General features: G+C 31.8%; 11 protein-coding genes. 4 read left to right on the top strand and 7 right to left on the bottom strand.

Annotation, left to right across the window (positions count from 1 at the left end):
- The first annotated feature begins 221 nt into the window (after positions 1-221).
- Positions 222-2,189, top strand: a complete 1,968-nt coding sequence (locus NST35_RS01170; RefSeq protein ID WP_002458342.1) for an amidase domain-containing protein — start codon at positions 222-224, stop codon at positions 2,187-2,189.
- A 368-nt stretch (positions 2,190-2,557) separates the two neighbouring features.
- On the opposite strand, the gene NST35_RS01165 is transcribed toward NST35_RS01170, so the two are convergent.
- A complete protein-coding gene (locus tag NST35_RS01165; RefSeq protein WP_002458343.1) occupies positions 2,558-4,588 on the bottom strand; it encodes an LPXTG cell wall anchor domain-containing protein in 2,031 nt (676 codons plus the stop codon).
- Positions 4,589-4,837: 249 nt separating this feature from the next.
- Between NST35_RS01165 and NST35_RS01160 the strand changes: the two genes are divergently transcribed.
- Together NST35_RS01160 and NST35_RS01155 are read left to right on the top strand one after the other, a co-directional pair.
- Positions 4,838-5,266, top strand: a complete 429-nt coding sequence (locus tag NST35_RS01160; RefSeq protein ID WP_002446944.1) for an organic hydroperoxide resistance protein — start codon at positions 4,838-4,840, stop codon at positions 5,264-5,266.
- A gap of 313 nt (positions 5,267-5,579) precedes the next feature.
- Entirely contained in the window at positions 5,580-5,756 is a 177-nt protein-coding gene (locus NST35_RS01155; RefSeq protein ID WP_001831885.1) for a hypothetical protein, read from the top strand.
- A 231-nt stretch (positions 5,757-5,987) separates the two neighbouring features.
- Here the strand turns inward: NST35_RS01155 and NST35_RS01150 are convergent, their stop codons facing one another.
- Together NST35_RS01150 and NST35_RS01145 are read right to left on the bottom strand one after the other, a co-directional pair.
- Positions 5,988-6,677 carry a flavin reductase family protein gene (locus tag NST35_RS01150; RefSeq protein WP_002458344.1) on the bottom strand — a complete coding sequence of 230 codons (690 nt, stop codon included), beginning with the start codon at positions 6,675-6,677 and terminating at the stop codon, positions 5,988-5,990.
- 161 nt (positions 6,678-6,838) lie between these two features.
- Positions 6,839-8,011, bottom strand: a complete 1,173-nt coding sequence (locus NST35_RS01145) for an MFS transporter (protein WP_002458345.1) — start codon at positions 8,009-8,011, stop codon at positions 6,839-6,841.
- A gap of 341 nt (positions 8,012-8,352) precedes the next feature.
- Here NST35_RS01145 and NST35_RS01140 point away from each other — a divergent pair, with 341 nt between their 5' ends.
- Complete coding sequence (locus NST35_RS01140) at positions 8,353-8,709, top strand: hypothetical protein (RefSeq protein ID WP_002446941.1); 357 nt, start codon at positions 8,353-8,355, stop codon at positions 8,707-8,709.
- 147 nt (positions 8,710-8,856) lie between these two features.
- Here the strand turns inward: NST35_RS01140 and NST35_RS01135 are convergent, their stop codons facing one another.
- From NST35_RS01135 to gtfA, 4 genes are all read right to left on the bottom strand, one after another.
- Positions 8,857-9,336, bottom strand: a complete 480-nt coding sequence (locus tag NST35_RS01135) for a peptide-methionine (S)-S-oxide reductase (protein ID WP_002458346.1) — start codon at positions 9,334-9,336, stop codon at positions 8,857-8,859.
- A gap of 169 nt (positions 9,337-9,505) precedes the next feature.
- Complete coding sequence (locus tag NST35_RS01130; RefSeq protein ID WP_002458347.1) at positions 9,506-9,853, bottom strand: membrane protein; 348 nt, start codon at positions 9,851-9,853, stop codon at positions 9,506-9,508.
- A gap of 104 nt (positions 9,854-9,957) precedes the next feature.
- Complete coding sequence (gtfB, locus tag NST35_RS01125) at positions 9,958-11,298, bottom strand: accessory Sec system glycosylation chaperone GtfB (RefSeq protein ID WP_002490446.1); 1,341 nt, start codon at positions 11,296-11,298, stop codon at positions 9,958-9,960.
- Positions 11,291-12,799, bottom strand: a complete 1,509-nt coding sequence (gene gtfA, locus NST35_RS01120) for an accessory Sec system glycosyltransferase GtfA (RefSeq protein ID WP_002458348.1) — start codon at positions 12,797-12,799, stop codon at positions 11,291-11,293. The genes gtfB and gtfA overlap by 8 nt, the downstream gene beginning before the upstream one ends.
- Positions 12,800-12,812 lie beyond the last annotated feature (13 nt).

The raw sequence follows: 12,812 nt of genomic DNA, 5'->3' as shown, positions 1-12,812 counted from the left end.
ATGTGCATATTTTTTTGCTTACGTAAAGATGATACACATATTATATTAAAATTTGATTAAATGGATTTATTTTTCTAATGTTGATTAGTATAATATTTGTATTAAGGCGTAATTCATTTTTGTTGATACTTGTCAACTTTATAAACCATAAGATAAATTATATCAAATTCTCATTTGTTATGACAATAACTAAAAATAATTTTTAAGGGAGCACACATAAGATGAAGAAAAATAAATTTTTAGTATATATACTATCGACGGCGCTTATCACGCCAACCTTCGCTACACAAACAGCTTTTGCTGAAGATTCATCTAATAAAAATACAAGTTCAGATAAAATGGAACAACATCAAGCACAAAAAGAAACATCAAAGCAATCTGAAAAAGATGAATTTAACAACGATGATTCTAAACACGATTCTGATGATAAAAAAAGCGCTTCTGACAGCAAGGACAAAGACTCTAATAAATCATTATCAGCTGACTCAACACATCGCAACTATAAAATGAAAGATGATAATTTAGTTGATCAACTTTATGATAATTTTAAGTCTCAGTCAGTAGATTTTTCTAAATACTGGGAACCGAATAGATACGAAGATAGTTTTAGTTTAACGTCACTCATCCAAAATTTATTTGATTTCGATTCTGATATAACAGATTACGAACAGCCACAAAAGACAAACCATTCTTCTAATGACGAAAAAGATCAAGTAGATCAAGCAGATCAGGCAAAACAACCATCACAACATCAAAATCACTCACAGTCGTCTGCTGAACAAGATCAAGAACCATCAAACAATGAAAAAGAAAAGACAACTAACCACCAAGCCGATTCTGACGTCAGTGATTTACTTGGAGAAATGGATAAAGAAGATCAAGAAGGCGAAGACGTAGATACAAACAAAAATCAATCTTCTTCTGAGCAAAAACAAACTCAAGCGAATGATGATAGCTCAGAACATAACAAGAAATATTCTAGTATTACAGATTCAGCATTAGACTCTATTTTAGATGAATATAGTCAGGATGCTAAGAAAACAGAAAAAGATTACAATAAAAGCAAGAATACAAGTCACACTAAAACATCTCAAAGTGATCATGCTGACAAAAATCCACAATTACCAACAGATGATGAATTAAAACATCAATCAAAACCTGCACAATCATTCGAGGATGACATTAAACGCTCAAATACACGTTCAACAAGTCTTTTCCAACAACTACCTGAATTAGACAATGGTGACTTATCTTCTGATTCATTTAATGTTGTTGACAGTCAAGACACACGTGATTTCATTCAATCAATTGCTAAAGATGCGCATCAGATTGGAAAAGACCAAGATATATATGCATCAGTTATGATTGCTCAAGCCATTTTAGAATCTGACTCTGGAAAAAGTTCACTTGCACAATCACCAAATCATAACTTGTTTGGAATCAAAGGTGACTACAAAGAACAATCTGTAACTTTTAATACTTTAGAAGCTGATAGCAGTAATCATATGTTTAGTATCCAAGCAGGTTTCCGTAAATACCCAAGTACTAAACAATCTCTTGAAGATTATGCAGATTTAATCAAACATGGTATCGATGGTAATCCGTCAATTTATAAACCAACTTGGAAGAGTGAAGCTCTATCATATAAAGATGCTACTTCACATCTGTCACGCTCATACGCCACAGATCCTAATTATTCTAAAAAATTAAATAGTATTATTAAACATTATCATTTAACATCTTTTGACAAAGAAAAAATGCCTAACATGAAGAAATACAACAAATCAATAGGTACAGATGTGTCTGGTAATGACTTCAAACCATTTACTGAAACTTCCGGTACATCACCTTACCCACATGGTCAATGTACTTGGTATGTGTACCACCGTATGAATCAATTTGATTCCTCCATTTCTGGTGACTTAGGTGATGCTCATAATTGGAATAACCGTGCTGAAAGTGAAGGCTATACGGTAACGCACACACCTAAAAATCATACTGCAGTTGTGTTTGAAGCTGGACAATTAGGTGCTGATACACAGTATGGTCATGTTGCTTTCGTTGAAAAAGTTAATGACGACGGTTCAATTGTTATTTCTGAATCAAATGTTAAAGGATTAGGTGTCATTTCATTCAGAACTATTGATGCAGAAGATGCTCAAGATTTAGATTACATTAAAGGTAAATAGTAAAAATTTAAAATTATTTGAGGTATTACCCACAAAATAATAGCACAAAGATGTATTCAAATTTACAATGCATCTTTGTGCTTATTTTATATTCAATAACTATATTTGAGTAAGTTTACATTGAAAAGTCCATTTTTATATTTTTCTCAAGTGATTTCTAAAAGTATATTATTCATTATATATAACGATCATTATTACATGTCAAAAAAGAGTAGGACAGAATTGATTTTAAATTCTTAGTCCTACTCTTTTATACTGACTCTTGTTATAAACTTTGAGTAAGCATTGCGACAACTCAATCATTAACTGTGTAATTGTTTAACTACACATAAGATTGATGATGTCTATTAGTATATATCATTTTCAAATTAATTTTGGTGTTTTTTTCTACGAGCCATAAAGATGAGCGCCCCACCTAATGACATGAGTACAACAGCCACTGACATCCAATGTTGTTTGATGACTTCACCTGTCGCTGGTAATGAAATATTACCATCGTCGTCAAATAGATCACTTAAAAGGCCACCTTTATTATCTAAAGATAATCCATTCTCCGGTGCCGAATGATCTAATTTATCAAGAATAGATCCTCTTGAGTGAAGTTTATCAAGTAAACTTGGTCTATCAAATATTGAATTAGAATCACCGACACCTTTGTTAATACGATCTAACAAGGATGGTCTATTCTTTATAGGATCTAAAATATATTCTAAGTCTTTCTTAGCTTGTTTTGCTCGTTTTTCTAAATCTAATAAATCATTTGCCTTGCCTTCAATCGCAGAGTGAATGAGATCCATGATATCTGATTTGTCCTTTTGTACACGCGCAATAACATCAGCGATAATTTTAGCTTTGTCTTTATTGATACGGGTTTGTAATATTGTTTCAATCGCTTGTCTTTTGTCTTTAGCATCATTAATCACACCATTCAATATATCATCAGCTGTTGCTGTTCCTTGACTATTAAAATGACGTTTTAATTGTTCTACGATTTGAGAATTCGACAAGTTTTGGCTTAACAATTTTTTGGCAATACGATCTGCTTCATCATTACCAAGTCGTGTCGTCAACAGTTGTTTAATTAAACTTTCTTTATCTTTAGATTGATCTAACATTGATTTTAAAATATCATCACTAGAAGTTAATGCAAGACCATCGATTTGCTTGGCAATTTGATTAGCGATATCTTCATTACTTCGGCCATTTGTTTTAATACGTTTCATTATGTCTTCTACTTCATTTTTGCTAAAAACACTATTTAAGATATCTTCGGTTGCTTGCTTTTTATTACTAGCACCATTGAGTTGATCTATAATAATATTTCTTTGTCGGTCAATACTTTGCTTAGTTTTATCAATTTCTTGTTTAAGCGCTTGTTTCTTATCATCAGATAAAGTGTTATTATCCTCTACTTTTGTATCTAGTGCTCTTAAATTCATTAATTTATTATTTATATAATTAGAATCTAGTGATTGATTGTCAGTTTGTACCTTAGCAAGTGCTTTTTCAATCTTATCACTACCTTGTAATGAACGTGTAATTGCTTGTATATCTTGTTTTCCATCTGTGACATGTTGATTTTTTGAATCCCTAATTTGATCAGTATCTGATGCTAGACGTTCTAATGTTGAGCGACGACCATCATTACTTTTATCGTCTTTACTATCACTATCAGATTGGTTTGTTGTTGTACTAGATTCTTCTTTGTTATTTTCTGTTTTATTAGATGGTGATGCTTGCTGATTGCTTTGTTCAGAAGGCTTATTATTAGAGTCAAACTTAAAATCTTGATGGATTTTATCTAATTTATCAATAACTGACTCTTCAGAATCATCAGTAGTTGCATTACGTGTACTAGCACTTGTATCGTGTACTTTATTATTTGAATCATCTTCTTCATCGGTTGTTGAGTCGCTAGGTTTAGAAACACTTCCTTCATCTTGTTGATGGTTATCAACATTTTTAGCAATTGAATCTAAATCTGACAGAATTTTATCTAAGTCTTTAGTTATATCATCATTATCTTTTTCAGATGTATCGTCATCTTCAGTTTTTGATGATGTGGCACTAGAGTCTGTCGATTCTAAGTGATTATTTTTATCTTTTGCATCATTTATAATACGGTCAATGCTTGATTGATTATCGACTTTATCTAAACGTTCTTCAAAACTTTTGATATCTGCGTCAGAAAGTTCTTTCAAATCTTTAATATCATTTTTAGCTTGTTGGATTTTGTCAGCGATGGAGTTACTATTAGAAGTATTTTCAACATTTGATGATGTACTTTCTGAATCTGCAAAAGCATCTTTTGTGAAGCCATAACCAACCAGCGAACCACTAAGTAACAACGCAGAACATGACAGCTTGAGGTAGACACCAATTTTATCTGTTCTCTTCATTTACACATACTCCTTTAATAAAGTTACCTGTATTATTCTTTAAATAGATTTACATGATTTAATCAAAAATATACATATCACATTATAATACATAATTTCATAGATTTGTAGATAATGAACCTAAAATAACAAATTTAAAAAACAAATTTCTTGTAATTATTAGTAATTTGGTATTACACTTCTTTACACACTTAATTATTTAAATAATATATTAAGTTAAGTGTAATTCAAAAACAAGGAGTTTTTATAATGGCAAATTCTATTTACTCAACTACAATGATTTCAAATGGTGGACGTGATGGTCGCGTTTTTAGTCCAGATAATACATTTGTTCAAAACCTTGCAACACCTAAGGAAATGGGTGGTCAAGGAGGCAACGATACTAATCCTGAACAATTATTTGCTGCTGGATATAGTGCATGCTTTAATAGCGCGCTATCATTAATCTTATCTCAAAATAAAATAAGTGATGCCAACCCAGAAGTTGAAATCACTATTGAATTACTTAAAGATGATACTGACAATGGTTTTAAACTTGGCGCAGATATTAAAGTCACACTTGAAAATATGTCCCAACAAGATGCTGAGAAATTTGTGGAGCAAGCACATCAATTCTGTCCATACTCAAAAGCAACACGTGGTAATATTGACGTTCAGATAGACGTTACAGCGCAATAAAACTTGTAATCGTACAACTAACTCTTTGCAAATAATTCTATACACGATTAAAGAGTAGAATAATGAATTCAAATTGAATTCTATTCTACTCTTTTTATATACTCTCATACTTCCACAATCACTGGTTTTCATTTTCAATCCCTCATTAAATTTACTTTTCATAAACAAAATATCTTTTTTTAAATCAATTTCATACTTTTTAAAAAATTTTACTTTAAAACAACTATAAAAAGGTTAAAATGGGAATAGTATAAGTAAATAGATTTTTTCTTCATAAAATGTAAAGTTGCCCATCACCGAAGGAGGACTATTTATGTTTACCATATCAATCATCGCTATGATTATTGGTGTTGTGCTTATCGTTTTAAGTCAAATTATCTATCATTCAAAACCGATAGATGCTAAAGAAAAAATGTTTATACCCGGTGTATGCCTTTTTTTAGTAGGACTCTTAAGTTTAATCGGTCACTTTGTTAATGGCTACGTATGATCTTTTTTCAAAGCTGTAAAACATACCAACATCTCTATAACAAAACATAGTATTTAAAAATTTTGTAATTATTAAAAGAGCCTAGGACATCAATGTCCTAGGCATATTTAGCTATTGGCTTTTGTCAGTTAAATTTAAAATACTCTTTTTCAAGTTTTTAAATTTCTAGTTCTCATTAATGAATCTGAACGACGAATTTAATATGAAAATGATTTCATTCTTTTTGATGTATCATGATCCTTTATTAGTGTTGTCAAAATTTCGACCTTCTAGTCCAGCCAATTCTTCTTTCGACGCTGCAGGTGCTTTCATTTCAAATATTTCATCGACAACCGTGTAATCATAATAACCGAGACGTGCTATAGGTCTGATTGACTTAATGTCTAATTTTCCGTTGTCCATAATTACTTTATCGTCAATATGCACTTGTGCTACACGACCGATGACTATATCCACAGTTGAAACAGGGTCTCCAGTGGGAATTCTTACTGTTTGAACGTATTCACATTCAAAATGAACAGGTGATTCCTTTACCCTACTTCCAGGAGCTTCGATACACGATTCTTTCGTCACACCAGCAAAGTCAAATTCATCATCTTCTGGAGGTAATGCTTTGGATGATAAATTCACTGCTTCACGCAAATCATATGTTGCCATATTCCATACAAACCAACCAGTTTCTTCCGCATTTTTAACTGTATCTTTTCTTTCATGATCGCCAAGCACTGACTGATTAGCCGCAAACATTACCATTGGGGGATCCCATGTAAGATTTTGATATTGACTGTACGGCGCCAAGTTATCTTTACCTTCTTTAGATACTGTAGAAATCCAACCTATAGGTCTAGGTACGGTGCTACTTTTGAACGGATCATGTGGCAATCCATGACTTTTAACACCTTGTTTTGGTGAATAATTCATTTTATATCCACTCCTATCGTTAATCGTTCTATCAACTTAAGGTTACATGACTTGACTTAGCATTGTCTAATATTTATCAATCATTTCATTATAGTTAAAATTTATAAAAAGTATTTTTAACTTTTAATAACCAATTTTGCTTTTATCATTTGAAGCTATTTTCAAGAACGTTGGTCACCTGGCATAAATATTGATACAACTAAAGCAATCAGTCCGACAATAGCAATCATTAAAAACTGTAAGAAAAAGTTAGACAGTTCGCCTACAAATAACATTAGAATAGGTGCAATCGCTGTTCCTAAGAATAATACAAATGTATTAACAGATAAAAAGAAACCTTGATTGTTTTTAACAACTACACCTACTTTTGAAATAACAGTAGGAATCGCAAATGCGATGCCTGCAACAAACAACACACTAAATGTTGTAATAAGTATAATATTCGTAGTCACACCCATGAGTATGATCGACACAATACATGTTGTTAATGCGATAGTTAGCAAGCGCTTCATACCTATACGACTGCTTACACGCCCTGCTAATAGAGATAATAACATGCCTATCACACCGAACAATTTCATCATTGAGGACACAGACATGTCTCCCCCAACTTGGTGTGATGTGACATATTCATTTAAAATATCATACATACTTATAAACATAATCAATAATGTTAGTGAAATAAATAAACAATAGAAAACTTTAAGATTGTCTTTGAAATCTTTAAAGTTATTGAAAAACTTAAAGAGTTGTATATCAGGATTTTTATGTGGACTCTCAGGTACATTTTTATAAATAACTAATACGAGAATTAAATATAGGATTGTTAAAATAAAATATACCCACTGCCAATTCAAATAACTTACGACTAATTCACTCATATTTTGCCCTAACACACCTGATAACATAAAACTTGTACTGATAAAACTAATTGCTGTTACACGTTTCACACGTGGATAAGTTTCAGTTGTATAAGTCATGACTACAGGAGAAAATGATGCAGCAAATACGCCTTGTAGTGCTCTTAATATTAATAACACTGTAAATGAATGAACAATACCTATCATCAGACAGATGATAACTAATGCACTCATACCTACTAAAATAGTTTTAATTCTGCCATACTTTTCAGAAATCGTTCCATAAAATAGACAACTGATTGAATATGTTAATGAGAATAAAACACCGTTTAAAGTTGCTATAGATTCAGGAACATGAAAGTCTTCTGCGAAAGTTGCTGTAAGAGGTAGAGCCGTATATAAACTTGCCATTACAATGATACCTGAAATAAACATGATTGTCGTAATGAGATTATAGTTTTTACTTTCTTCCATCGATTTCCATACTCCTTTCTAAATTTTAATCAATACGATTATTATGACAGGTTGTTTCAAATACCTAAAGAGATATTTAAATTGACGAAAAATTAAAATAATATAAATACACTTGTATACATTTAATTTCTTTATAGACACATGAGAGCTGAAAAATTGACATACAGATTACATCAATATTAAGATTACCATTACCTTTTAATATCTATATTTCACAAACCTATGATTAAATCGTTAATATATTACAACATTTCTGTTAAATTGTGCATTTAATTTTTATTTTAGGGAAAAGATATGTCTAGAAGGAATTCATATTTACAGATAAATAGGAGGAATCTTTAATGATTTTACGTTATGCTACAAATTTAAAACTAGCTAAAGAATTATATGATGCAAGTAAACCTAAATTAAAAGGCGATCAAGGTATGATTGATACGTTCACTAATACATTTGGTTTACCGGAAAACTCAGTTAAATTAGCAGGTGGCGTTGAAGCTGCAGCTGCTGGTTTATTTGCTGCAAGTTTTTTAAATAAAAATATTTCACGCTTAGGCTCACTTGCAGCAATTTCAGTACTTGGTGTTGCAGCTTACAAACATTTTGAAGCAGGGCATGGTAAAAAAGGTGCACAACATGCTTTAGACTTATTAGGTTTATCAACACTTAGCTTATTAGATACTTTTTCTTGTAAAAAATAAGTACTTCAACATATAAATATATATTAAATAAAATAACAGCGGTAATTTCCTTATTAATCTTATCAAGGAATTACCGTTTCTTTTATGTTATCTATCAACGAAGAACAAATGCATTCAATTCATCAGTCTAGATGAATACGACAATGATTATTTCTTGTATTTATTAAGCAATGCTGGAGGAACATGACATAAATAATAATCCTCCGGAAATTTCTCAAGATGATTCTGATGTTCTTCTGCACTCTTTACATAATTACTTAGAGGTTGTACTTCGACCATTACTTGTTTCGCGTCTTCCCTGCGCTTAATGTAGTCTTTTGCTTCATTTAAATGCTTCGAACTTTCACTATACACGCCTGTTCGATATTTTTGACCCTTGTCTTGACCTTGTTGATTTAAACTATAAGGATTTATCATTTCAAACAAATAATCCATCAGCATATGTATTGAAGTTTTTGCAGGATCAAAGTGTATCTTCACACATTCAGCATAGCCATCATAAGGAGCATCTAAACATTTCGACGTTCCATTTGCCCTTCCAGCTTCTGTTTGAATAACTCCTGGAATCGTATTAAAAAAAGCTTGAGTTCCCCAGAGACATCCACCAGCAAAATATACCGTTTCCATATCCTCACTCCCTAAAACAAATGTGTTAACTCCCTTTTCAATAATAAAGAATTCAAAATAAGTCTCTCAGTTCATTCAATTACAATCAAAATAAGAAAAGAACCTGTACATATGATTGATGTATCAGGTTCCATATTATTAACTTGATTACTCTGTTCATTCTGTCTTACTAAGGCATCAATAATTTGATACCCTTCACAATATTAATAATAAATAATACAAGCGAAGCGATAAGTAGAATACCTCCAATAATTACTCCTATCACTAGTACAGCAACTCCATTTGTCGAATCAATCAAGGATAGTCCAGCAGAAAATGATATAAGTCCTAATGCCAAACACACCCAACTCAATATATGGTTAAATAATGCATTTCTTGAATACGTAGATGCTGGTGGTTGTCCAACAATCCATACGATTAACGGAAACAATACAGGTGCAAAAAATACACTTAGATAACTTAAAGCCCCTAACATATCATCCGTTTTATCATGATAGCTTTTATCAAAATTTTCCATACAATCATCACCTCAATTTAAATATAAACACATTCTGAGTATTCATTTAAGTGATATGGAATACAATTACAATATTGTAAGTTTCGATACAAAAATACTAATGATTAACCACTTAATGCTTGTACTAATGCATATTTAAATGTTGATACCGACACAGCATTAGCATGACGTTGTTGTAGTGCTAAACGTGTTTCAAATTGACCACGATGAGTCCCTATCTCCTTCAAAGCGTTACTCAACTGACTTATATCATTTACAAGAAACTGATTTTCTATTGCAACGAAATCTTGATTATGAACAACCGCTTTATATCCCATAATTAACAATTGATGATTATATGCGCTTCTTACAGCATTCCCTATTTCATTCCCTTCATTAATATCTAAATAGATATCACATTGTTGATATAAGGTTTGAACTGTTTGATCTTTAATTATTGGATATAATTTAACATTTTCATATTGCGATAAACTTAATAATTTTGAAGACATCTCAGTTTTAGCGCCTATGTGAAATTGATAATCTTTATGCAAACGTATCAACGTTTCAACATGTGGTATTTGATCTGAATTTGTTAATGTTAATACATTCTTAGAATAGTGATTCCGTTTATACATGTCATATAAGTAACCAGATGCATATACTTTCTGTTGTTCCTCTCTAGATAGTTGTTCTTTGATCAATTTATATTCATTTTGATTAGGAACAATAACGGCAAAGCGACTTTGAAGGTTTTGTGATAACATGACTTTCATATTTCCTGGGATATAACCATGAGATTGCTCTTGCCAAAATAAAATACCTTTTTTCAATGTCGGTAAATGATAAATTGCTAAAAATGGTGTTGATAAAGTATTAAATATAACTTCTTTTATCTCAACGCCCATTTCACTCAAGTAAAATTTAATCCACTCTGTATATGACTCAAAAAAATAAGATTTCCCTTCATATTCTACAACTACATCGTTAGTTACATAATTCTCATAAATCACTTCTTTACCTTCACGTGTCATATACTTTTTTAATATTGCATTACCTAACAAATCGTAAACTGTTTCAGCAAATTTAAATCCTTCTTTTGTATAATAATCAACCGAACGCAAACGCTGTTTTGAATCAAGCCACTCTACATGGCTAACTACCCGTGTCTTATAATGTTCCTTATAAAAGATTTTACCTCTAAGCTCACCCATATCTGTAATGGTAGCCATTGTCGCATCTCCTTTAATTTCCCAAAAAGGAGGCGTATCAATATCATTAAAAAAAGCAGGGGTATCATCTTCATAAATTTGATATGCTGCGAAAAAACGATACGGCGATGTCACATCATCAGGTAAAAAACCATCATCATTAATTACAATCGTAAAGTGATTGTAACCAGCATGCTTAAGAGAGTGATGTAATTCCTGTGTTTCTTGATTATAACTTTCGAATAAATTAATCATATAGCACCTCTTCAATGAGTTGTCTCCATAGATCAACAATATGCGATGTTTTAAATGATTCTGCAATGTTATACGATACCTCATGTGCCCTTATGGGACCATCTTTAAAATATCGAATAATCATATGAGCGATTTGCGTTGTGATATCATCAGTAGACGCTTGTTCAAAATCTATCGGTATCAAATAGCCATTTTGATGATGTCGTATAAATGTCGGACTGCCATAATTCACATCAAATCCAATCATACCTAAACCTGAGCCAACCGCTTCCATTAATGTCAGTCCGAATCCTTCACTTTGTGAGGCAGCTATGAATAATTCATATTGCTGATATATTGTACGAAGATTTCTATGTCCTTTAATTTGTATGTAATCCTCAGCACGATGTTTGATAATAATATTTTTAATTTTTTCTTGTTCTTCTCCTTGTCCGTAGATATCAAAACTCAATTGAGGTAACTGATGTTTAGCTTTAATCACAGCTTCCACTATCCAATCAACATGTTTTTCGGTAGCAAGACGTGATGCGGTTATGATGGAATATGGTTTTCTTTCTTTTTCAGGATATTGTAACGATTCTATACTACCTACTGGAATTGTACGTATACGTGGGCAATCATTCTTATATTGTTTAAATTGTTCACTTAGTGTATGCCTTTGCAAATCTGTCGCTGTGATAAAGAAATCAATATACTGTGCATTTTCGAATTGATACTCATAATAATTATTCCATAAAATGTGAGTCCCATCAGTCGCCCCTTCACTGAAATGTTCAGCGTGAACGACTACGCCAACTTTACTGGATCCCTTGTTTTCTAATATGGCTTGTCCCACATCAGTTGCTCGATCAATAATAATGATATCGTCTGAATCCAATCGCAATTGGCGTATAAAGTATGCGACGAGTGCTTGTTTACTGTATAAACGTGCATCATCAAATACAAAAACATGTTCATCTTCATCTATATATTCGCGGTATACAATTGATCCATCTTCATTATAAAATTGACGCATATATATTTTAGCTTTATTGTCAAAAGGAGCATAATACTCCGAGAATGTTCTTACATAGCTATAAAAATCTTTCCTAATTAACATTCCATTCACTACAAACTCCGCACGATCAACGTAATGTTCGTTAGCATTTTTTAAATAGCAGGTTACGAATGTTTGCTGATTATTTAAATAGAGTCGTAATACTTTACCGTTTTGTTCTTTTCGAGTAACCTCATTACCCAACTCTGAAATTAAATCATCAACTGTGTACGTTGTAGGAGCGATTTTTACGTCTGTGAAGTATTGATATAGCCAAATAACTTCATCATCTTTAAACCCTATGTTGCTTGTTAGTGTTTGAATATTTTCTGATTGAATAAAATCTAAAAATATAAATTTTGTTGGATAAGGTAATTGCCTTAATAGTTTTGCTCGATACACTTGTGCATATTCAACACCACTACTGGCCCAACCGATTCCAAAATTGATATTATAAATCGTCATGTCTAACACCTCT

This window comes from Staphylococcus sp. FSL W8-0304, from assembly GCF_038006565.1.
GTDB classification, from domain to species: domain Bacteria; phylum Bacillota; class Bacilli; order Staphylococcales; family Staphylococcaceae; genus Staphylococcus; species Staphylococcus epidermidis.
Note: the sequence above shows the minus strand (reverse complement) of the source record. Positions and strands in the feature narration are given on the sequence as shown.